Source organism: Streptomyces sp. NPDC048352, from assembly GCF_040651895.1.
Lineage (GTDB): Bacteria > Actinomycetota > Actinomycetes > Streptomycetales > Streptomycetaceae > Streptomyces.
In genome coordinates this window covers 210321-232284 of record NZ_JBEZKZ010000002.1, presented here as the reverse complement: position 1 = coordinate 232284, position 21964 = coordinate 210321, and the positions used below count along the sequence as shown (strand labels likewise).

The window sequence follows — 21964 nt, the reverse complement described above, 5'->3', positions numbered from 1 at the left end:
GTCGAAGGGGATCGGCAGCTCCACGGCCGCCTTCGCCGTCTCGACCTCGCAGACGACCTGCCCGTCGGTGACGGTGTCACCCGGCTGGACGTACCACTTGAGGATCTCTGCCTCGGTGAGGCCCTCGCCCACGTCGGGCATCTTGAATTCGCGGATCGTCATGGCGGTGCTCTCCTCAGTACGCCAGCGAGCGGTCGACGGCGTCGAGCACCCTGTCCAGGCCCGGCAGGTACTCGTCCTCCAGGCGGGCTGGCGGGTACGGGGCGTGGAAGCCGCCCACGCGCAGCACCGGCGCCTCCAGGTGGTAGAAGCACCGCTCCGTGATGCGTGCGGCGATCTCGGAGCCGGTACCGAGGAAGACCGGAGCCTCGTGGACGACGACCAGACGGCGGGTCTTCTCCACCGACGCCTGGATCGCGTCGAAGTCGATCGGGGACATCGAGCGCAGGTCCAGGACCTCCACCGACTTGCCCTCCTCGGCCGCCGCGGCCGCCGCCTCCAGGCAGACCTTCACCATCGGGCCGTACGCCGCGAGGGTGAGGTCCGAGCCCTCGCGCGCCACGCGCGCCTTGTGCAGCTCGTAGGGGATGGCCTCGACATCGACCTCGCCCTTGTCCCAGTAGCGGCGCTTCGGCTCGAAGAAGATCACCGGGTCGTCGCTGAGGATCGCCTGCTGGAGCATCCAGTACGCGTCGCTCGCGTTCGACGGCGAGACCACCTTCAGGCCCGCGACGTGCGCGAAGAGCGCCTCGGGGGACTCGCTGTGGTGCTCGACGGCACCGATCGCGCCGCCGTACGGGATGCGGACGACGACCGGCATCTTGATCTTGCCGAGGGCGCGGGCGTGCATCTTCGCGAGCTGCGTGACGATCTGGTCGTACGCGGGGAAGACGAAGCCGTCGAACTGGATCTCCACGACCGGCCGGTAGCCGCGCAGGGCCAGGCCGATGGCGGTCCCGACGATGCCGGACTCGGCGAGCGGGGTGTCGATGACCCGCTCCTCGCCGAAGTCCTTCTGCAGGCCGTCGGTGATCCGGAAGACACCGCCCAGCTTGCCGACGTCCTCACCCATGATCAGGACCTTGGGGTCCGTCTCGAGGGCCTTGCGCAGCGACTCGTTGAGCGCCTTCGCGATCGACATCTTCTCGACAGCCATCAGTGACCCTCCTCGGCCGGCTCGAAGGAAGCGAGGTAGGCCGCGAACTGGGCGCGCTCCTCGTCGACGAGCGCGTGCCCGTCCGCGTAGACGTTCTCGAAGATCGCCATGGTGTCGGGGTCGGGCATGGCGCGCACGACCTCGCGCACCCGCTTGCCGAGGGCCTCGCTCTCGGTCTCCAGCCCCTCGAAGAACGCCTCGTCGGCGCCGCCGGAGGCCAGCAGGTGGGCCTTCAGGCGCAGGATCGGGTCCTTCGCCTCCCAGGCCGCCGTCTCCTCGTCGAGCCGGTACTTGGTCGGGTCGTCGGAGGTGGTGTGGGCGCCCATGCGGTACGTGAACGCCTCGACCAGGGTCGGGCCCTCGCCGCGGCGGGCGCGCTCCAGCGCCCAGCGGGTGACCGCCAGGCAGGCCAGGACGTCGTTGCCGTCGACGCGGACGCCCGGGAAGCCGAAGCCCTGCGCGCGCTGGTAGAGCGGCACGCGCATCTGGCGCTCGGTCGGCTCGGAGATCGCCCACTGGTTGTTCTGGCAGAAGAACACCACGGGCGAGTTGTAGACGGCCGAGAAGGTGAAGGCCTCGGCCACGTCGCCCTGGCTGGAGGCGCCGTCGCCGAAGTAGGCGATCACCGCGGAGTCGGCGCCGTCCTTGGCCACGCCCATGGCGTAGCCGGTGGCGTGCAGCGTCTGCGAGCCGATGACGATCGTGTACAGGTGGAAGTTGTTGGTGTTCGGGTCCCATCCGCCGTGGTTCACACCGCGGAACATGCCGAGCAGGTTGGTCGGGTCGACGCCGCGGCACCAGGCCACGCCGTGCTCCCGGTAGGTCGGGAAGACGTAGTCGTCGTCGCGCAGGGCCCGGCCGGAGCCGATCTGCGCGGCCTCCTGGCCGAGCAGCGAGGCCCACAGGCCCAGCTCGCCCTGGCGCTGGAGGGCGGTGGCCTCGGAGTCGAAACGGCGGGTCAGGACCATGTCGCGGTACAGCCCGCGCAGGTCGTCGGCGGTGATGTCGGCGACATAGGGGGCGAACTCGGGGTCGTCGACCCGGTTGCCCTCGGGCGTCAGCAGCTGTACGAGCTGGGGCTCGGCACTCTGCGCGGCGGCGGCGGTCTTGCCGGCCGCCCGCTTGGTGCCGCTGCTGCGTCGCGGCTTGCGCGCGGCAGTGCTCTCCACGGTCACGTGTGCTCCTCCGTCGGTCCGGCACCCGGGTTCTCCGGGGACCAGTGCGGCTCACCTGTATCCGTACCCGCACACGGGGTGGGTGCACGGCGCGTAACGGATTCAGGCGTGACAGGTGCCCCGGCGAGTGCCCTGCGCACAGCACGTTACCCAGTGCGACGCATAACTGCGAAACCCCGTTTGACCTGCGATTTTGCTTGGATATCCAAGTAAATCGGCCGCCTGGGGAACATCCACTGGTCACAGCCTTGCAGGGGGCCGGAACAACGGCACGTTATCCCGGGTAACTCCGGCAGGGAAGGGGTGAGTGTGTGAAGATGAGTTTGTGCGCGAAGATGGAAAAATCAAGGTATTTCTCCTGGATGACCACGAAGTGGTACGCCGGGGCGTTCACGAGCTTTTGTCGGTCGAAGAGGACATCGAGATCGTCGGTGAGGCCGGCACCGCCGCCGACGCGCTGGTCCGCATCCCCGCCACCCGCCCCGACGTCGCGGTCCTCGACGTGCGCCTTCCGGACGGCAGCGGTGTCGAGGTCTGCCGCGAGGTGCGCTCGCAGGACGAGGACGTCAAGTGCCTGATGCTGACCTCCTTCGCCGACGACGAGGCGCTGTTCGACGCGATCATGGCGGGCGCCTCCGGCTACGTCCTCAAGGCGATCCGCGGGAACGAGCTGCTCAGCGCCGTGCGCGAGGTGGCGGCCGGCAAGTCGCTGCTGGACCCGGTGGCCACCGCGCGCGTGCTGGAGCGGCTGCGCGACGGCAAGAACGGCAAGGGTGACGACCGGCTCTCGCACCTCACCGAGCAGGAGCGCAGGATCCTCGACCTGATCGGCGAGGGCCTGACCAACCGGGTGATCGGCGAGCGCCTGCACCTGGCCGAGAAGACCATCAAGAACTACGTCTCCAGCCTGCTGTCCAAGCTGGGCATGGAGCGCCGGTCCCAGGCCGCCGCGTACGTGGCCCGCCTCCAGGCGGAACGGCGCTAGGACGACTCGCTCGTAACCCGCTCGTACGACTCCGCTCCGACGACTCGCTCCGACGACTCGCCAGTACGGCTCCGGCGCGGCTCGATTCGGGACCAACGTCCCGGCCCGTCGGGGCGTGGTCCTCTGTTCCGGCGCTCCGCCGGTGTTCGAGTGTGGCTGCATGTCCCCGGAGGAATTCCACGCCCTCGAACTGCTGCGCCGCGTCTCCTACGGACGGGTGGCCACCAGCGTGCGCGCGCTGCCCTTCCTCGCCGTCGCCCGCCACGTCGTGGCGGACGGCCGGGTCCTGCTGAGAATGCACGCCGGTGACGGCTGCCCCCGGGCGTGCGGTGGCAGTGTCGTCGCCTATGGGGCGGACAACTGCAATTCCGGCGAGCCGACCCTGTGGACGGTGCAGTTCACCGGTACGGCCGAGCTCGTCGAGCCGTCCACCGCAGAACTGGAACTATTCGGTCCGGCGCCGCATTTCATGGACGGGGAAGTCTTCGACCCCGTGTACCTGCGCATCGAACCCCAGCTCGTCACCGTGCACACCCTGGCGGGGAGCCCGGTCGGCGAGAGCTTCGGCGGCTCTCCGGCCCGGCCCTGCCGGCACGCCCTGTGACCTGCCCCGACATGCGAAAAGGGGCCCGGCGGAATTTCTTCCTCCGGGCCCCTTCGGGCATTTAACCGTCCTCGCCCGCGGGACTCGCGCCGCCGCCCCCGGTCGTCGGCGGGGTGGGCTTCGCGGTCGGCTCCACCGGCGGGGTGGTCTTCGGCGTCGGCTCCACGGGCGGGGTGGTCTTTGGCGTCGAGGGGTTGGTGCTCGGCGTCGAGGGGTTGGTGCTCGGCGTGTACTTGCTGGGCTTCGGCGCCGGGTTGTACGTCTCCTCGTCGTGCGAGCGGTCGGTCTCCGGGCTCGGCGTGGTCGCCGGGGTCTCCGGCGAGTTGCCGCCGCTGCTCTGCGACGGGGCCGGCGTGCTCACCTTCGTCTTGGGCTTGTTGCCGCCGTCACCGACGCCGAGGCCGCCGGACTTGATGGCGTACGCCACACCGCCGGCGATGGCGAGCACGGCGAGCACCGCGAAGAGCCACGCCTTCCACTTGCCGCCGGGGCGGTTGTCGTAGCCGTCGTACCCGTTGGGGCCGTTGTGGCCGCCGCCGTGGCCGTGGTTGCCGCCGCCGGGGAAGGCCGTGCCGTCGTCCGGGTTCAGCGGCGGGACCATCGGCTGCTGGAACTGCGAGGTCGTGCCGTGCGCGGTGTACTGCGGGCGCCGCGGTCCGCCGTTGGGCGCGGACGTCATCGCCGAGGTGGCCGCGCCGCCCGGCTGGCCGTGCGGGAGCGTCATGGTGACGGGTCCGGTGTTCCAGGTGCCGGTGTTGGCCCCCTGGTCCTGGAGCATCTGGAGCGCGTACTGGACGAGCCCGCGCATCTCCTCGGCGCTCTGGAACCGGTCGTCCGGGTCCTTGGCGAGCGACCGCATGACCAGGCCGTCGAGTTCCTGCGGGATGGAGTGGCCCTCGGGCAGCTGCGAGGGCGGCACCGGCGCGTCCTGGACGTGCTGGTAGACGACGGACAGCGGGGTCTCGCCGGTGAAGGGGGGCCGCAGCGCGAGGAGTTCGTAGAGCAGGCAGCCGGTGGCGTACAGGTCGCTGCGGTGGTCCACGGCCTTGCCGAGGGCCTGTTCCGGCGACAGGTACTGCGGGGTGCCCATGACCATGCCGGTCTGGGTCATCGTCGACTGCGCGCCGTGCAGGGCGCGGGCGATGCCGAAGTCCATCACCTTCACGGCGCCGGCGTGGGTGATGATGACGTTGGCGGGCTTGATGTCCCGGTGCACGATGCCGTGCTGGTGCGAGTACGCGAGCGCTTCCAGCACGCCCGACACGATGATGAGCGCCTGCTCGGGCCCCGGCGCCTCGGCGCTGAGCAGGAGTTCGCGGATGGTGCGGCCCTCGACCAGCTCCATCACGATGTAGGGGACCACGTTCGGGCCGACCCGGTCCTCGCCGGAGTCGTACACGGCGACGACGGCGTGGTGGTTGAGGCCGGCGACCGACTGTGCCTCACGGGTGAAGCGGGCCTTGGAGACCGGGTCCTCGGCCAGGTCCGCCCGGAGCAGCTTCACGGCCACGGTGCGGCCCAGCCGTACGTCCTCCGCCGCGAACACCTCGGCCATGCCGCCGCGGCCCAGGCGGTGGGTCAGCCGGTAGCGGCCGTCCCCCACGAGACCGCCCGCGCCCCAGTGCTCAGGACCGTCGGCCATCCCGGCGCCGTTTTCCTCGGGTTCGGGTGCCATCAGTCCTCGCCGTCGTCTCTCTCGTCCGCTCTAGCGGTGGGTCCTCTTCGGGTGCTCCGATGAACGCTACAGCCTCGGAACCGGTCACCGTTCGGACACAGACGCCCCGTAGGCCCGTGGTCACGCAGCGGGCACCGGCTTGACGTGTGCTTGCCCTCCGGCAGACTGGGCGCGACATGCGCTCAGCCAGACGCGTAGGGACACAGCCCGAGGGGAAGCAACAGTCATGAGCCAGGACGCCACACAGGGCCGGTACGCAGGCGGCTCCCTGGCCGGTGGCCGTTACCAGCTAAGGGATTTGCTGGGCGAGGGGGGCATGGCCTCCGTCTACCTCGCGTACGACTCCGCGCTCGACCGCCAGGTCGCCATCAAGACCCTGCACAGCGAACTCGGGCGCGAGGCGTCCTTCCGCGAGCGCTTCCGGCGTGAAGCGCAGGCTGTTGCCAAACTGTCGCACACCAACATCGTCTCGGTCTTCGACACCGGCGAGGGCACGGTCACCTTCGGCTCCGGCCGGGGCGACGAGGCGGTCATGCCGTACATCGTCATGGAGTACGTGGAGGGCCGGCCGCTCGGCTCCGTGCTCGACGCGGACATCCGCCAGTACGGGGCCATGCCCGCGGACAAGGCGCTCAAGGTGACGGCCGACGTCCTGGCCGCGCTGGAGACCAGCCACGAGATGGGCCTGGTCCACCGCGACATCAAGCCCGGCAACGTGATGATGACCAAGCGCGACGTCGTCAAGGTGATGGACTTCGGCATCGCCCGGGCCATGCAGTCGGGGGTCACCTCGATGACGCAGACCGGCATGGTCGTCGGCACCCCGCAGTACCTGTCGCCCGAGCAGGCGCTGGGGCGCGGCGTCGACGCCCGCTCCGACCTGTACTCCGTCGGCATCATGCTGTTCCAGCTGCTGACGGGCCGCATCCCCTTCGACGCGGACTCGCCGCTGGCCATCGCGTACGCGCACGTCCAGGAGGAGCCGGTGGCTCCCTCGACCATCAACCGGGCGGTCACCCCGGCGATGGACGCCCTGGTGGCGCGGGCCCTGAAGAAGAACCCGAACGAGCGCTTCCCCACGGCCACGGCCATGCGGGACGAGATCCTGCGGGTGATGTCGGCCGGGCAGACCGGCGCCCCGGTCATCGTCCCGGGTGCCGCGACCGGCGGCAGCGGGGCGGGCGTGGGCTCGGCCGTGTTCCCGCCGGTGGACTCCGGCTTCCAGGCGCCGCCGCCGCAGTCGCTCCAGCAGCCGTACCAGGCGCAGACCCCACCGCCGTCGCCGTACGCCCCGCAGACGCAGCAGCAGGGCGGTTACGCCTACCCGCACACCCCGGTGCCGCAGCAGCAGTACGCACCGCAGACGCCGCCGCCGTTCACCATCTCGCCCTCGGCCCCGTCCGGCCCCGCGGCCTCCTCGGGCGGCGGGAAGCGGAACACGCCGGTCGTGGTCGGGGCGATCGTGGTGGCGCTGCTGGCCATCGGCGGTCTGATCGCGGTGCTGAACATGGACGACGACAAGGGCGGCAACGACTCCCCGTCCGCCGCGGCGTCCCCCTCCGGCTCGGCGGCGGCAGCGGCCGGCCACAAGGGGCCGGACCCCTCCCGCACGATCGACCCGGAGAAGTGCAAGAGCCCGACGAAGGCCTACAAGGACGCCACCAAGGTGGTGGCGCCCGACTTCCGGTACAAGAACCTGCGCTCGGTGAAGGAGTGCATCCAGGCCGCCGGCTGGAGGTTCGAGATCCAGGAGCGCGACGAGGCCGTCTACGGCCAGGACACCGTCCTGGAGCAGCTGCCGGCGTCCGGCAGCGACGTGGCCAAGGAGGGCACGCTGTTCACGCTGGTCGTCTCCACGGGCGACCCGCAGTAGGCACCGCCTCCCGCCCGTACCGCCGACTCGGTGGTACGGGCGCCCCGGGCACCCTGACGGACCGCCCGAAGTGCCGGATGTGCCCCACCGTGTGAACCTGAGTCCGGCGCCTCGACACCGGGCGTCCGGGCCGCACGGAAGGGGAGGGGCACCCCGTGACTCAACGCCTCCGCGTGCCGCCCTGGGCCGCCGCGGCCGCGCTGGCGGCCGCCGCGCTGCTGGCCGCCGCGCCCGCGAGCGCCACCCCCGCCCGCGCCCCGTCCGCCGCCGCGCCGGCCGTCGCCGACGAGGAGGCCGACGTACCGCAGGAGGCGTACGAGGAACTCGCCGGCAGTGCCGCGGGCGTCGGCCGGGAGCACCCCGGGCGGCCCGCCGACGAGCCGGTCGGCCCCGGCTTCGTCGCCGTCTCCCGCCCGGTGCGTCCGGTCCACCCGGTACGGCCGCTCCAGCCGCTCCAGCCGGTCCAGCCGGTCCAGCCGCTCCACCCCGTGCAGCCCGGGCACCCGGTGCGCCCCGGCGAGCCGGTGCGTCCGGGGCACCCGCCCCGGGAGCACCCGCGGCCCCAGACCCCGCCGGGCGCCGCCCCGAGCCCGTCGGCCCCCGTCACCGCGCTCGGCACCGAACCCAACGAACGGCTCGCCGAGCTGGCCGCGCACCTCCTGCCGCTGGGCACCGGGCTGGCCCTGATGGGGCTGGGGCTCGGGTACATGGGCGTGCGGCTGCGGCGGGGGCGGTAGGACCGGCCGAGGTCGTGTCCCCGGACAGGGTGGATCACGCCTGCGCGGGGGCACACCGTGTACGTACGCAGCCGTGCGAGAGAATGACGGCATGGAGATGCCGAGGAGTGAACGGTCGCAGGACAGCCCCCCGCACGTGCTGATCGTGGGCCAGGACGGGATGGCGGTCGGCGGCACCGATGACGAGTCGCGCGAGGTCCCGGTGACGGAGATGGTCGAACAGCCCGCCAAGGTCATGCGCATCGGCAGCATGATCAAGCAACTTCTGGAAGAAGTACGCGCCGCCCCTCTGGACGAGGCCAGCCGGGTCCGTCTCAAGGACATCCACGCGGCGTCGGTGAAGGAACTCGAAGACGGCCTCGCGCCGGAGCTGGTCGAGGAACTGGAGCGGCTCTCCCTGCCGTTCACCGAGGAGGCGGTCCCCTCCGAGGCGGAACTGCGGATCGCGCAGGCGCAGTTGGTGGGGTGGCTGGAGGGCCTCTTCCACGGCATCCAGACGGCCCTGTTCGCGCAGCAGATGGCGGCGCGGGCCCAGCTGGAACAGATGCGCCGCGCCCTCCCGCCGGGCGGCTCCGCGGACGAAAACGAAGACGGCCCCCACGGAGCAGTCCGCTCGGGCCCCTACCTGTAGCCCCCACCGGCCACACCGGCCCCCGGCCCCCGAGCCGGGGCCGGGGTCTTCCAGCCCCGGCGGCGCTCGAGGCGCGGGGTCCGGGGCGCAGCCCCAGGGTCTTTCAGCCTCGTCGGCGTTCGAGGCGCGGGTCCGGGGCGCAGCCCCAGGGCCTTACAGCCCCACCGGCGTTCGAGGCGCGGGTCCGGGGCGCAGCCCCAGGGTCTTCCAAGCCCGCCGACGTTTGAGCCGCGGGTCCGGGGCGCAGCCCCAGGGCCTTACAGCCCGCCGGCGCTCGAGGCGCGCGGTCCGGGGCGCAGCCCCAGGGTCCCTCAGCCCCGCCGGCGGCCCCAGGGTCTTCCAGCCTCGCCGGCGTTTGAGGCGCGGGGCCGGGCAGGGCCCGGGGAACGGGCGAAGGGCGGGGAGGGGACCGCTCCGCGCAGCGGCACGCCACCCGCAGGCGCCGGCCACGGCCGACCGCCCCGCCACGGGGGCGGCCCCGCCCGCAACGGCCCGCGCATACTCAAGGGCATGAGCTACGACGCCATCGTCCTCGCCGGCGGCGCCGCCCGGCGCCTCGGCGGGGCCGACAAACCCACCCTCCACGTCGGCGGCCGCACCCTCCTCGACCGCGTCCTGGCGGCCTGCCCGGACGCCGCCGGGACCGTCGTGGTCGGCGCCCGGAGGGCAACGGCACGGCCGGTCACCTGGACCCGCGAGGACCCGCCCGGCGGCGGCCCGGTGGCCGCGCTGGACGCCGGGGTCCGCCGGACCACCGCCCCGCTGGTCCTCGTACTCTCCGCCGACCTGCCCTTCCTCGACCGGAACACCGTCCGCACCCTGCTCGCGTCCGCCGCCGCCGGCCCGCGCGACGGGGCCCTGCTGCGGGACGCCGACGGCCGCGACCAGCCCCTCGTCGCCGCCTACCGCGCGGAGCCCCTGCGCCGCGAGATCGCCCTGCTCGCCACCGAGCACGGCACCCTCCACGGCCTCCCGCTGCGCGCGCTCACCGCCGAGCTGGATCTGGCCACGGTGGGCGCCTCCGCGCCACTCGCCTCCTTCGACTGCGACACCTGGGAGGACCTGGCAGCCGCCCGCGCCCGGATCAGGGAGCATGGGAGCGTGCTGGAGCATTGGATCACCGCCGCCAAGAACGAACTCGGGATCGACGACCTCCCCGTCGACGTCGCGACCCTGCTCGACCTCGCCCGTGACGCCGCCCACGGCGTGGCGCGGCCCGCCGCTCCACTGACGACCTTCCTCGTCGGCTACGCGGCCGCCCGCGCCGAGGCCGCCGGCGCCGACCCCGCCCAGGCCGTGGCCGAAGCCTCCCGCAAGGCCGCCGACCTGGCCCTGCGCTGGGCCGCCGAGGCCCAGCCCCCCCACCCCGAGGAGACCGGCTCCGGATGACCCGCACCGACGCCGACGGCGCCCTGGACGAGGCCCTCGCCCTGGTCAGCCGCACCCCCGACGCCGGCGGCACCGGCGGCCACCGCGCCGTCCCCTGGCTGCGCGCCCGCGAGACCGCCGCACGCGCCGGGACCGCCGTGCCGGCCCGCACCCGTCGGGTACCGCTCGCGGACGCCCTCGGCGAGGTGCTGACCGCCCCGCTCGAAGCCCTCAGCGACCTGCCCTCCTTCGACACCTCGGCCATGGACGGCTGGGCCGTCGCCGGCCCCGGCCCCTGGCAGGTCCGGCCCGGCGGGGGGATCCTCGCCGGGGACGAGCCGCCCGCGCCGCTCGGCGACGGCGAGGCCGTACGGATCGCCACCGGCGCCCGGGTGCCCGCCGAGACCACCGCCGTGATCCGCAGCGAGCACGCCCGCGAGTCCGGCACCCAGCTGCACGCCGCCCGGCCCGTGACCACCGGCCAGGACATCCGTCCGCGCGGCCAGGAGTGCCGCTCGGGTGATCTGCTGCTGCCCGTGGGCTCCCTCGTCACCCCGGCCGTGCTCGGCCTCGCCGCGGCCGCCGGGTACGACGAGCTGGTCACCCGGCCCCGGCCCCGCGTGGAGGTCCTGGTCCTCGGGGACGAACTGCTCACCGCGGGCCGCCCGCACGACGGCCTGATCCGGGACGCCCTCAGCCCCATGCTCGGCCCCTGGATCACCCGGCTCGGCGCCGAGGTCACCGGCACGCGCCGGATCGGCGACGACCCGGCCGGGGCCGAAGCCCTGCTGGAAGCGGTCACCGGATCCACCGCGGACGTCGTCATCACCACCGGCGGCACCGCCTCCGGCCCCGTCGACCACGTCCACCCCGTGCTGCGCCGCGCGGAGGCCGAGCTGCTGGTGGACGGCGTGGCGGTGCGCCCGGGGCATCCCATGCTGCTGGCCCGCCTCGGCGGCCAGGAGCAGCCCCGCCACCTGGTCGGCCTGCCCGGAAACCCGCTCGCCGCCGTCTCCGGGCTGCTGACGCTGGCCGAACCGCTGCTGCGCGCCCTCGCCGGGCGCCGCCAGCGGCCCCGCTACACGGTGCCGGTGGAGGGGGACGTGCCCGGGCACCCGTACGACACCCGGCTGGTGCCGGTGCTGCTGACCGACGAGCACGCCGTACCGCTGCGCTACAACGGCCCGGCCATGCTGCGCGGGGTGGCGGCCGCCGACGCGCTGGCCGTCGTACCGCCGCACGGCGCACGGTCGGGGCAGGACCTGGAGATCCTCGACCTGCCCTGGGCTTCGGGGGGATGTTTCACGTGAAACTTCACGGCCAGGACGCCATGGCGCGGGGCGCCGACGAGAAACTCGTCTCACGCCGCATCAAACTCCCCACGCGCGTGGTCGAGAAACCGCTGCGGCAGGTCACCCGGCGGCTGCTGATGGCCCTCTTCGTGCTCTGCCTGACGGTGCTGATCGTCTGGCTCGACCGCGAGGGCTACCACGACAACGCCAACGAGAAGGTCGACTTCCTCGACTGCGTCTACTACGCGACCGTGACGCTGTCGACCACGGGCTACGGGGACATCGTCCCCTTCAGCGACAGCGCGCGGCTGGTCAACATCCTGCTGATCACCCCGCTGCGCGTGCTGTTCCTGATCATCCTGGTCGGCACCACCCTGGAGGTGCTGACCGAACGCACCCGCGAAGAATGGCGGCTGAACCGCTGGAGGAACAACTTGCGTGAGCACACGGTCGTCGTCGGCTTCGGCACCAAGGGCCGCTCCGCCCTGCAGACGCTGCTGGCGACCGGCCTGCCGAGGGAGCAGGTCGTCATCGTGGACCCCAGCGCCAAGGTGATCGACATCGCCAACTCGGAGGGCTTCACCGGGGTCGTCGGCGATGCCACCCGCTCGGAGGTGCTGCTGCGGGCCGAGCTCCAGAAGGCCCGTCAGATCATCATCGCCACCCAGCGGGACGACACCGCGGTCCTGGTGACGCTGACGGCCCGGCAGCTCAACCGCGGAGCGAAGATCGTCGCGGCGGTCCGGGAAGAGGAGAACGCGCCGCTGCTGAAGCAGTCCGGGGCGGACGCGGTCATCACGAGCGCCAGCGCGGCGGGCCGGCTGCTGGGCCTGTCGGTGCTCAGCCCGAGCGCGGGCACCGTGATGGAGGACCTGATCCAGCAGGGCAGCGGCCTCGACCTGATCGAACGGCCCGTCAACAAGTCGGAGGTGGGCCGCAGTGTCCGGGAGACCGGCGACCTCGTCGTGAGCGTCCTGCGCGGCCACCGGCTGCTCCCGTACGACGACCCGCACGCGAGCCCGCTCCAGCTGACGGACCGCGTGATCACCATCGTCCGGGCCGTCCCGCCGACGGGTCCTCAGGTCACCCTGGGCCCGGTGGAGTAGGGCGGGTAGATTCCGCGCCATGCATGCGATCACGATCGAGCAGCCCGGCGGCCCCGAGGCCCTGGTCTGGGCAGAGGTACCCGATCCGGTGGCGGGCGAGGGGGAGGTGCTCGTCGAGGTCGCGGCGAGCGCCGTGAACCGCGCCGACGTCCTGCAACGGCAGGGGTTCTACGATCCGCCGCCCGGCGCCTCCCGGTACCCCGGCCTGGAGTGCTCCGGGCGCGTCGTCGCGCTCGGGCCGGGGGTGTCCGGCTGGGCGGTGGGCGACGAGGTGTGCGCGCTGCTGTCCGGCGGCGGGTACGCCGAACGGGTGGCCGTCCCGGCGGGGCAGCTGCTGCCGGTGCCCAAGGGCGTGGACCTGGTGACGGCGGCCGCGCTGCCGGAGGTCGTCGCGACGGTGTGGTCCAACGTCTTCATGGTGGCGGGGCTGCGGCCGGGCGAGACCCTGCTGGTGCACGGCGGTTCCAGCGGGATCGGCACCATGGCGATCCAGCTCGGCAAGGCCGTCGGGGCGCGGGTGGCGGTGACGGCGGGCGGCAAGGAGAAGCTGGCGCGCTGCGCCGAGCTGGGCGCGGACGTCCTGATCGACTACCGCGAGCAGGACTTCGTGGAGGAGCTGCGGGCCGCGACGGGCGGTGCCGGGGCGGACGTGGTCCTGGACATCATGGGCGCGAAGTACCTGGCGCGGAACCTGGACGCGCTGGCCGTGAACGGCCGGCTCGCCATCATCGGCCTCCAGGGCGGGGTGAAGGCCGAGCTGGACCTGCGCACCCTGCTGACGAAGCGGGCGGCGATCACGGCGACCACGCTGCGGACCCGTCCGCTGGAGGAGAAGGCGGCCATCATCGCGGCCGTACGGGAGCACGTGTGGCCGCTGGTCGCCTCCGGCCGGGTCCGCCCGGTGGTGCACGCGGCGTACCCGATCGCCGAGGTGGCCGAGGCGCACCGGGTCATGGAGGCCAGCACCCACGTGGGCAAGCTGCTGCTGACGATCTGACGTCCGCCGCGCGGGCTGGAGGATCCAGCCCGCGCGGGGGTTCGCGGTGCGGGGGTGCGGGGGCGGAGCCCCCGCAGGGTCGCGCAGCGGCAACCCGGCCCCCGCCCCCGGACCGGTCGGCCCCCTACAGCCCGCGCAGCAGAACGGCCGGGTTCTCCACGCAGTCGGCCACGTACCGCAGGAAGCCGCCCGCCGTGCCGCCGTCGCAGACGCGGTGGTCGAAGGTCAGGGACAGCTGCACGACCTGGCGGACGGCCAGCTCGCCCCGGTGGACCCACGGCTTCGGGATGATCCGGCCCACACCCAGCATGGCCGCCTCGGGGTGGTTGATGATCGGCGTGGAGCCGTCCACGCCGAACACCCCGTAGTTGTTGAGGGTGAACGTCCCGCCGGTCAGGTCGGAGGGGGCCAGCTTCCCCGCCCGGGCCAGCTCGGTCAGCCGGGCGAACTCGGCCGACAGGGACTCCGGGCTGCGCGTCTGGGCGTCCCGGACCACCGGGACCATCAGCCCCCGCTCGGTCTGCGCGGCGAAGCCCAGGTGCACGGCCGGGAGCCGGACGATCTCGTTGGCGGCGAGGTCGACCGTGGAGTTGAGCTCCGGGTACCGGGCGAGCGCGGCGGTGCAGATCCGGGCCAGCAGCGCCAGCACCGAGATCTTCGGGCCGTCCACGGCGTTCATCGCGGCCCGCGCGGCCATCAGCTCGGTGGCGTCCGCGTCGACCCAGCACGTGGCCTCGGGGATCTCCCGCCGGCTGCGCGAGAGCTTCTCCGCCACGGCGCCCCGCAGCCCCTTGAGCGGGATCCGCTCCCCCGCCGGCGCCGACACGGCCGCCGCGGTGACGGGCTCGGCGGGCGCGGACGCGGGCCGGGCGCTCCGCAGCACCGCCTCCACGTCGGCCCGCAGGATCAGGCCCTCCGGCCCCGACCCGCGCAGCGCCCGCAGGTCGACCCCGTTGTCCCGGGCCAGTTTGCGCACGAGCGGCGAGATGACGGGCACCGGCCCGGCGGGAGCCGCCGGAGCCGCCGGTGCCGTCACGACGGGGGCCGGGGCCGCGACCGGCGCCGACACCGCGGCGGTGACGGGTCGCACCCGCCGCCGACGCGCCGGGCGCGAGTGGTCCGAGCCGTAGCCGATCAGCGGCCGCGGCGCGTCGCCGGAGCCTTCGGCCTCCGCTCCGGTGGCCTCACCGGCCCCGGCGGGCGCCGACTGCGCACCGACCGCCACGGTGATCAGCGGGGCGCCGACCGGCAGCTCCTCGCCCTCCTCGCCGAACCGGGCGGTGACCACGCCGCCGTACGGGCAGGGCACCTCCACCATCGCCTTGGCCGTCTCGACCTCGACGACCGGCTGGTCGATGGCGACGACGTCGCCCACGGCCACCAGCCACCGCACGATCTCGGCCTCGGTCAGGCCCTCGCCGAGGTCCGGCAGCTTGAACTCCATGACCTGCGGCATCAGTTCTCCCACTGCAGGCGGGCCACTGCGTCCAGGATCCGTTCCACTCCCGGCAGGTGGTGCTTCTCCAGCATCGGCGGCGGGTACGGGATGTCGAAGCCCGTCACGCGCAGCACGGGCGCCTCCAGGTGGTGGAAGCAGCGCTCGGTCACGCGGGCGGCGATCTCCGCCCCGGGCCCGCCGAAGCCGCCGGCCTCGTGCACCACCACCGCGCGCCCGGTCCGGCGTACGGAGGCGACGACCGTCTCCTCGTCGAAGGGGACGAGCGAGCGCAGGTCCACGACCTCCAGGTCCCAGCCCTCCTCGCGGGCCGCCTCGGCCGCCTCCAGGCAGAGCGGCAGCGAGGGCCCGTAGGTGATCAGGGTGGCGCTCGTACCGGCCCGGCGGACCAGGGCCGTGCCGATGCCCGGTACGGCCGCGGGCGCCTCCGGCGACCACTGCGCCTTCGACCAGTAGAGCCGCTTCGGTTCCAGGAAGACGACCGGGTCGTCGCTCGCGATCGAGGCGCGCAGCAGCCCGTACGCGTCCTCGACCGTCGCGGGGGTCACGACGGTGAGCCCCGGCGTGGCCGTGTAGTAGGCCTCGGAGGAGTCGCAGTGGTGCTCGACGCCGCCGATGCCGCCGCCGTACGGCACGCGGATGGTGATCGGCAGCGGCATCGCGCCGCGGGTGCGGTTGCGCATCTTCGCCACGTGCGAGATGAGCTGCTCGAAGGCCGGGTAGGCGAACGCGTCGAACTGCATCTCCACGACCGGCCGCAGCCCGTACATGGCCATGCCGACCGCGGTGCCCAGGATCCCGGCCTCGGCCAGCGGGGTGTCCGTGACGCGGTCCTCGCCGAACTCCTTCACGAGTCCGTCCGTGATCCGGAAGACCCCGCCGAGCGCCCCGACGTCCTCGCCCATCACGTGGACGGCCGGGTCCTCGGCCATCGCGTCGCGCATGGCACGGGTGAGGGCCTGCGCCATCGTCGCGGGCTTCACAGCGACGGTCGTCATGACGCGTCCTCGGCTTCCAGTTCGGTGCGCAGCATGGCGGCCTGCTCGCGCAGCCGGCCGGTCTGCTCCGCGTACACGTGCGCGAAGAGGTCCATCGGGTCCAGCACCGGCTCGGCGTTCATCCGCTCGCGCAGGTCCGCCGCCATCGCCTCGGCCGCGTCGCGCGCCTCCTCGATGCCCGCGTCGTCCAGGATGCCGCGGGCGGTCAGCTCGCGCTCCAGCAGCTGCACCGGGTCGTGCGCCTTCCAGGCCTCGACCTCGGCGTCGGAGCGGTAGCGGGTGGCGTCGTCGGCGTTGGTGTGGGCCTCCATCCGGTAGGTGACGGCCTCGATCAGGGTCGGTCCGCCGCCCGCGCGCGCCCGCTTCACGGCCTCGGTGAGGACCTCGTGCATGGCGGCGACGTCGTTGCCGTCGACCAGCCGGCCGGGCATCCCGTATCCGACGGCCTTGTGGGCCAGCGTGGGGGCGGCGGTCTGCTTGGCGAGCGGTACGGAGATGGCGAAGCCGTTGTTCTGCACCAGGAAGACCACGGGGGCCTGCCAGACGGCCGCGAAGTTCAGCGCCTCGTGGAAGTCGCCCTCGCTGGTGCCGCCGTCGCCGACCATGGCGAGCGCGACGACCTCGTCACCGCGCAGCCGCGCGGCGTGCGCGAGGCCCACCGCGTGCGGCAGCTGGGTGGCGAGGGGGGTGCACAGGGGGGCTATGCGGTGCTCCCGCGGGTCGTACCCGGTGTGCCAGTCGCCGCGCAGCAGCGTCAGGGCCTGTACGGGGTCCAGCCCGCGCGCCACGGCCGCGAGGGTGTCGCGGTAGCTCGGGAAGAGCCAGTCCTGCTCCTCCAGGACCAGCGCGGCCGCGATCTCGGCGGCCTCCTGCCCCACGGTGGAGGGGTACACGGCGAGACGGCCCTGCCGGGTCAGCGCGGTGGCCTGGGCGTTGTAGCGGCGGCCGCGCACGAGCTCGGCGTAGTAGCGGCGCATCAGCGCGGGGTCGAGCCCCTCCGCCGCCGGAGTGCCCAGCACCCGGTAGGGCTCGGGGTCCGGCAGCAGCGGAGCGGCCTCCGTGCGGGGCCTCCAGGCGGGCGGCGGGGTGACACGGTGCGGCGCACCGGCACCGGGCAGCTCTTGGACCGTCATGGCGGCGTACACCTCCTCGTGGGAAGCGGGCAGGGAGCGCCGCGGATGTGAGGCGCCTCACCAACCGATTGTTCGGTCGTCGGCGCAATTTGGCTACAGGCGGCTCCAGGCTGTGGACAAACTGGCGGCGGGGCCGTGGGATGGGTGCAGGACGTCCAGGAGAGGGAGGCAGTGGGCGATGCCGGATGAACAAATGGCCGGAGCGGGTGCCGGACCGGTCCCGCCGGGGGGCGCCCCGTCCGGCGCACCGGTCCCGCCCCGGCCCCTGGACCCCATCGACCGTTCGATCATGCGGTTGCTCCAGGCGGACGGCCGCGCGTCGATACGTTCGGTGGCGGAGCAGGTGCACGTCTCGCGGGCCAACGCCTACGCGCGCATCAACCGGCTGATCGACGACGGGGTGATCCGCGGCTTCACGGCCCGGGTCAACCACGAGCGCGCGGGCCAGGGCGCGTCCGCGTACATCACCCTGAAGATCGTCCAGAACTCCTGGCGCACGGTGCGCGAGAAGCTGCGCGAGCTTCCGGGGGCGGCCCACATCGCGCTGGTCAGCGGGGATTTCGACGTACTGCTGCTGGTCCACACCCCGGACAACCGCACGCTGCGGGAGCTGGTCCTGACCCGTCTGCAGGCCATCCCGGAGGTGCTGTCGACGCGCACGCTGCTGGTGTTCGAGGAAACGGATCTGCTGGACCCGGGTCCGCCCGCCGGCGGCCCGGCGGGCCTCCCGGAGGACTGAGCCGTACGGGCGGGGGCGCCGCCCGGCCGGCTCCCGGCCGGGCTCCGCTACGGCTTGGTGCGCAGACCGTCCAGGGCCATGCTGACGACCGCGTCCGCGAGCTGGTCGGGGGTGGTGCCCGGGTGCGGGCGGTACCACTCGACCAGGGAGTTCACCATGCCGAACAGCAGGCGGGTGGCGAGCCGGATGTCCACGTCGGCCCGCAGGTCCCCGTCGGCGGCGGCCGCCTTCAGGAGCTCGGCGACCTGGTGGTCGAACTCGCGGCGGCGCTCCAGGGCCCAGCGCTCGGTCCGGGTGTTGCCGCGCACCCGCAGCAGCAGGGTCACGTACGGCAGTTCCGCGACCAGGACCTCGACCGTGCGGCGCGTGACGTACTCGACGCGCGCGACCGCGCGGCCCCGTACGGCACCGGGCTCCTCCAGGATCGCGAAGAGGCCGTCCAGGGCCCGGCTGACGGCCCGGCGCAGCAGCTCCTCCTTGCCCGCGACGTGGTGGTAGATCGAGGACTTGGAGATGCCGGCCGCCTTGGAGAGGTGCTCCATGGAGGTGCCGTCGTAGCCCCGGTCGTTGAAGACCTGGACGGCGACGGACAGGAGCGTCTCCGGGGTGTAGGTGTCCCGCCTGGCCGTCGTCACGCGGTCCCCTCCGTGTCCTCATCCCCGTCGACGCCCTCGTCCTCGCCCGCCGCGTAGCCCAGCTTGAACAGCGCCAGCGAGGGCGCGTACCGCCCGCCGGGGCAGCGCTCGTCGAGGTGGTGCAGCAGGTCGTACGCCCAGTCCCGGCCGAGCCGGTCGTGCCACTCGGCGGGGCCCAGCGGGTAGTTGACGCCGAGCCGCATCGCGGTGTCGATGTCCTCGGCGGAGGCCACCCCGCGCGCCACGGCGTCGGCGGTCAGGTCGATCAGCATGGCGACGGTGCGGGCGACGATCATGCCGGGGACGTCGCCGATGACGGAGACCTTCTTGCCGAGCTTCTGGAAGAGGCCGATCGCCTCGGCGAGGGTCCGCTCGGTGGTGTCCTCGCCGGCCGAGAGCGCGATCCGGGGCGCGTCGCGGTAGTCCAGCGCGAGGTCGAAGTAGACGACGTCGTCGAACTCGATCGAGGTCTTGCCGTCCGCGAGCACCAGCTGGCCGTCACCGGGCAGCTGGATGTACGGGCCTCCGTGCTCGGTGGCCGTGACCGCGATCCCGGCCTCCTCCATGAGGCCGGCCAGGGCGGCGGCGGGGCCGAGGTCACCGACGACGGTGACCTTGTCCGGCGCGGCCTCGGGGGCCGCCGTGTGCGGGGCGGGCACCTTCGCGCCCTCGCCGTACGGGAACCAGCCGTGCCCGGACTTCCGGCCGAGGCGGCCCGACTGGACGAGCCGGCGCTGCGCGAGCGAGGGGGTGAACTTGGGGCTGTGGAAGAAGGAGTCCCAGACGGAGCGGGTGACGGCCTCGTTGACGTCCTGGCCGATCAGGTCGGTCAGCTCGAAGGGGCCCATCCGGAAGCCGCCGCTCTCGCGCAGGACGGCGTCGATGGTCGCGGGGTCGGCGCCCTGCTCCTCGTACACCGCGAAGGCCTCCGCGTAGAAGGGGCGGGCGATCCGGTTGACGATGAAGCCGGGGGTGTCGGCGCAGCGGACCGGCGTCTTCCCCCAGCCCAGGACCGTGCGGTACGCGCTCTCGGCGGCGGCCGGGTCGGTCGCGGAGCCGCTGACCACCTCGACGAGCGGGAGCAGCGGGGCCGGGTTGAAGAAGTGCAGGCCGAGGAAGCGCCCGGGGTGCGCGAGGCCGGCGCCCAGCTCGGTGACGGAGAGGGAGGAGGTGTTGGTGGCCAGCAGCGCGTCGGGCGAAACCACCCCTTCGAGGGCCGCGAACAGCTCGCGCTTGACGGCGACGTCCTCCACGATCGCCTCGATCACCAGGGCGGCGGAGGCGAGCCCGGTCAGGGTCTCGGCGGCATCGAGGCGGCGGACGGCGTCGTCGGCCTCGGCCCGGTCCAGCCGGCCCTTGGCGACCAGCCGCTCCACCCGGCCGGCCACGGCCTGCACCGCCTCACCGGCCCGCTCGGGAGCGGAGTCGTAGAGGCGTACGCGATGACCTGCGAGGAGAGCGACCTGGGCGATGCCCTGCCCCATGGTCCCGGCGCCGATGACCGCCACAGTGCGGGCCCGCTCGATTGCTGTCATGTCCTGATCCTCCCGCACGCGGTTGTCCACAGGTCTGCCGGGCCCTCTTGTACCGACCGATCGTTCGGTTACTCTAACTCCAGTCTGCTCTTCTTCACCCGCCCCTGCCTGAACCCAGGTCTGCGAACCAGCCCGATCCCGCCCGGCTCAACGAGGAGTTGGTCCCTGATGGCCGCCGAGCTCACCGTCCCCCAGCTGACCGAGAAGCACCGGACCACCCTGGACCAGGCGCTGGATGCCATCCGCAGCCGCGCCTACTGGTCCCCGCACCCCGAGCACCCCAAGGCCTACGGGGAGAGCGCCCCGGCCGACGGGCTCGCCGCCTTCGAGGCCGTCCGCGGCACTCGCTTCGACCTGGGGCAGCCCGGCACGGACGGCTGGGCCGGCGGCGAGGTCTCCCCCTTCGGCCCGGAGCTCGGCGTGGAGTACCCGCACGTCGACCCGGACGTGCTGCTGCCCGCGATGCGCGCGGGCATGGGCGCCTGGCGGGACGCCGGCCCCGAGACGCGCGCCCTGGTCTGCATCGAGATCCTGGCCCGGATCGGCGCGCGCACGCACGAGTTCGCGCACGCGGTCATGCACACCAGCGGCCAGGCCTTCATGATGGCCTTCCAGGCGGGCGGCCCCCACGCGCAGGACCGCGGCCTGGAGGCGGTGGCCTACGCGTACGAGGAGCAGACCCGGGTTCCCGGGCAGGCCGCCTGGTCGAAGCCGCAGGGCAAGAAGGACCCGCTGGAGCTCGGCAAGACCTTCACGGCCGTGCCGCGCGGCATCGCCCTGATGATCGGCTGCAACACCTTCCCCACCTGGAACGGCTACCCCGGCCTGTTCGCCTCCCTCGCCACCGGCAACGCCGTGCTGGTCAAGCCGCACCCGCGCGCCGTCCTGCCGCTGGCGCTGACCGTCAAGGTCGCCCGCGAGGTCCTGGCCGAGGCCGGCTTCGACCCGAACCTGGTGGCGCTGGCGGTCGAGCGCCCGGAGGAGGGCATCGCCAAGACGCTGGCCGTGCGCCCCGAAATCAAGATCATCGACTACACCGGGTCGACGGAGTTCGGGGACTGGCTGGAGGCCAACGCCCGGCAGGCGCAGGTCTACACGGAGAAGGCGGGCGTCAACACCGTCGTCGTCGACTCCACCGGCGATTACAAGGGGATGCTGTCCAACCTGGCGTTCTCGCTGTCCCTGTACAGCGGCCAGATGTGCACCACCCCGCAGAACCTGCTCATCCCCCGCGACGGCATCGAGACGGACGCCGGCCACAAGTCGTACGACGAGGTCGTCGCCGACCTCGCGGCCTCCGTCGGCGGCCTGCTGGGCGACGACGCCCGCGCCAACGCGCTGCTGGGCGCCCTGGTCAACCCGGGCGTCAAGGCGCGGCTGGAGGCGGCGGCCGGCCTCGGCGAGGTCGCGCTGGCCTCCCGCGAGGTGGCGAACCCCGAGTTCCCGGACGCGGTCGTGCGGACCCCGGTGATCGTCAAGCTGGACGCCGGCAAGCCGGACCCGGAGGCGGCCTACCTCTCCGAGTGCTTCGGGCCGGTCTCCTTCGCGGTGGCGGTGGACTCCACCGAGGACGCCCTCGAGCTGCTGCGCCGCACGGTGCGGGAGAAGGGCGCCATGACGGTGGGCGCGTACACCACCTCGGCGGACACCGAGCGGGCCGTCGAGGAGGTCTGCCTGGAGGAGTCGGCGCAGCTGTCGCTGAACCTGACGGGCGGGGTCTTCGTCAACCAGACCGCCGCCTTCTCCGACTTCCACGGCTCCGGCGGCAACCCGGCGGCGAACGCCGCGCTGTGCGACGGCGCGTTCGTCGCGAACCGCTTCCGCGTGGTGGAGGTCCGCCGCCAGGCCTGACGCGCGCTCCGGCGCCGG

20 protein-coding genes are annotated in these 21964 nt (G+C 73.3%); 11 read left to right on the top strand and 9 right to left on the bottom strand.

Annotated elements, in window-relative coordinates:
* The 3 genes from AB0D45_RS02300 to pdhA (AB0D45_RS02290) form a co-directional block, all read right to left on the bottom strand.
* A partial coding sequence (locus tag AB0D45_RS02300; protein WP_362454892.1) for a biotin/lipoyl-containing protein occupies positions 1-162 on the bottom strand: 162 nt, incomplete at its 3' end.
* A gap of 13 nt (positions 163-175) precedes the next feature.
* Complete coding sequence (locus AB0D45_RS02295) at positions 176-1156, bottom strand: alpha-ketoacid dehydrogenase subunit beta (RefSeq protein WP_361596793.1); 981 nt, start codon at positions 1154-1156, stop codon at positions 176-178.
* On the bottom strand, positions 1156-2331 hold the full coding sequence (gene pdhA, locus AB0D45_RS02290; RefSeq protein WP_362454887.1) for a pyruvate dehydrogenase (acetyl-transferring) E1 component subunit alpha: 1176 nt from the start codon (positions 2329-2331) through the stop codon (positions 1156-1158). The genes AB0D45_RS02295 and pdhA (AB0D45_RS02290) overlap by 1 nt, the downstream gene beginning before the upstream one ends.
* A 325-nt stretch (positions 2332-2656) precedes the next feature.
* On the opposite strand from pdhA (AB0D45_RS02290), the gene AB0D45_RS02285 reads away from it, so the two are divergent.
* A complete protein-coding gene (locus AB0D45_RS02285) occupies positions 2657-3316 on the top strand; it encodes a response regulator transcription factor (RefSeq protein ID WP_361596787.1) in 660 nt (219 codons plus the stop codon).
* Positions 3317-3476: 160 nt separating this feature from the next.
* Positions 3477-3920, top strand: a complete 444-nt coding sequence (locus tag AB0D45_RS02280) for a pyridoxamine 5'-phosphate oxidase family protein (RefSeq protein ID WP_362454886.1) — start codon at positions 3477-3479, stop codon at positions 3918-3920.
* A 61-nt stretch (positions 3921-3981) separates the two neighbouring features.
* Here AB0D45_RS02280 and AB0D45_RS02275 read toward each other — a convergent pair whose 3' ends face one another.
* Positions 3982-5595: a protein kinase gene (locus tag AB0D45_RS02275; protein WP_362454885.1), complete on the bottom strand. Its 1614-nt coding sequence runs from the start codon at positions 5593-5595 to the stop codon at positions 3982-3984.
* 226 nt (positions 5596-5821) lie between these two features.
* On the opposite strand from AB0D45_RS02275, the gene AB0D45_RS02270 reads away from it, so the two are divergent.
* The 7 genes from AB0D45_RS02270 (at position 5822) to AB0D45_RS02240 (ending at position 13599) form a co-directional block, all read left to right on the top strand.
* Entirely contained in the window at positions 5822-7468 is a 1647-nt protein-coding gene (locus AB0D45_RS02270; protein ID WP_361596778.1) for a protein kinase, read from the top strand.
* 155 nt (positions 7469-7623) lie between these two features.
* Positions 7624-8205 (top strand): hypothetical protein, encoded by a 582-nt coding sequence (locus AB0D45_RS02265; protein WP_362454884.1) that lies wholly within the window; start codon positions 7624-7626, stop codon positions 8203-8205.
* A 91-nt stretch (positions 8206-8296) separates the two neighbouring features.
* Entirely contained in the window at positions 8297-8836 is a 540-nt protein-coding gene (locus AB0D45_RS02260; protein ID WP_362454883.1) for a bacterial proteasome activator family protein, read from the top strand.
* A 510-nt stretch (positions 8837-9346) separates the two neighbouring features.
* Positions 9347-10225 carry an NTP transferase domain-containing protein gene (locus AB0D45_RS02255; RefSeq protein WP_362454882.1) on the top strand — a complete coding sequence of 293 codons (879 nt, stop codon included), beginning with the start codon at positions 9347-9349 and terminating at the stop codon, positions 10223-10225.
* The gene (locus AB0D45_RS02250) at positions 10222-11514 is read left to right on the top strand and encodes a molybdopterin molybdotransferase MoeA (RefSeq protein ID WP_362454881.1); all 1293 of its coding nucleotides are present in this window, start codon (positions 10222-10224) and stop codon (positions 11512-11514) included. The genes AB0D45_RS02255 and AB0D45_RS02250 overlap by 4 nt, the downstream gene beginning before the upstream one ends.
* Positions 11502-12602, top strand: coding sequence for a potassium channel family protein (locus AB0D45_RS02245; protein WP_362454880.1), 1101 nt, complete (start codon positions 11502-11504; stop codon positions 12600-12602). The genes AB0D45_RS02250 and AB0D45_RS02245 overlap by 13 nt, the downstream gene beginning before the upstream one ends.
* Positions 12603-12621: 19 nt before the next feature.
* Positions 12622-13599 (top strand): NAD(P)H-quinone oxidoreductase, encoded by a 978-nt coding sequence (locus AB0D45_RS02240; RefSeq protein WP_362454879.1) that lies wholly within the window; start codon positions 12622-12624, stop codon positions 13597-13599.
* 124 nt (positions 13600-13723) lie between these two features.
* Here the strand turns inward: AB0D45_RS02240 and AB0D45_RS02235 are convergent, their stop codons facing one another.
* Genes AB0D45_RS02235 through pdhA (AB0D45_RS02225) form a run of 3 tightly spaced genes read right to left on the bottom strand, consistent with a single transcriptional unit; the run spans position 13724 to position 17186 of the window.
* On the bottom strand, positions 13724-15055 hold the full coding sequence (locus AB0D45_RS02235) for a dihydrolipoamide acetyltransferase family protein (protein WP_362454878.1): 1332 nt from the start codon (positions 15053-15055) through the stop codon (positions 13724-13726).
* On the bottom strand, positions 15055-16053 hold the full coding sequence (locus AB0D45_RS02230; protein WP_361595864.1) for an alpha-ketoacid dehydrogenase subunit beta: 999 nt from the start codon (positions 16051-16053) through the stop codon (positions 15055-15057). Before AB0D45_RS02230 ends, AB0D45_RS02235 begins: the two co-directional genes overlap by 1 nt.
* Positions 16050-17186: a pyruvate dehydrogenase (acetyl-transferring) E1 component subunit alpha gene (gene pdhA, locus AB0D45_RS02225; protein WP_362454877.1), complete on the bottom strand. Its 1137-nt coding sequence runs from the start codon at positions 17184-17186 to the stop codon at positions 16050-16052. Before pdhA (AB0D45_RS02225) ends, AB0D45_RS02230 begins: the two co-directional genes overlap by 4 nt.
* A 193-nt stretch (positions 17187-17379) precedes the next feature.
* On the opposite strand from pdhA (AB0D45_RS02225), the gene AB0D45_RS02220 reads away from it, so the two are divergent.
* On the top strand, positions 17380-17925 hold the full coding sequence (locus AB0D45_RS02220) for an Lrp/AsnC family transcriptional regulator (protein ID WP_361595897.1): 546 nt from the start codon (positions 17380-17382) through the stop codon (positions 17923-17925).
* Positions 17926-17972: 47 nt separating this feature from the next.
* Here the strand turns inward: AB0D45_RS02220 and AB0D45_RS02215 are convergent, their stop codons facing one another.
* Positions 17973-18560, bottom strand: a complete 588-nt coding sequence (locus AB0D45_RS02215) for a TetR/AcrR family transcriptional regulator (RefSeq protein WP_361595858.1) — start codon at positions 18558-18560, stop codon at positions 17973-17975.
* Positions 18557-20095 carry a 3-hydroxyacyl-CoA dehydrogenase gene (locus AB0D45_RS02210; protein ID WP_362454876.1) on the bottom strand — a complete coding sequence of 513 codons (1539 nt, stop codon included), beginning with the start codon at positions 20093-20095 and terminating at the stop codon, positions 18557-18559. The genes AB0D45_RS02215 and AB0D45_RS02210 overlap by 4 nt, the downstream gene beginning before the upstream one ends.
* Positions 20096-20263: 168 nt before the next feature.
* On the opposite strand from AB0D45_RS02210, the gene paaN reads away from it, so the two are divergent.
* Positions 20264-21946 (top strand): phenylacetic acid degradation protein PaaN, encoded by a 1683-nt coding sequence (gene paaN / locus AB0D45_RS02205; protein ID WP_362454875.1) that lies wholly within the window; start codon positions 20264-20266, stop codon positions 21944-21946.
* The last annotated feature ends 18 nt before the right edge of the window (positions 21947-21964 follow it).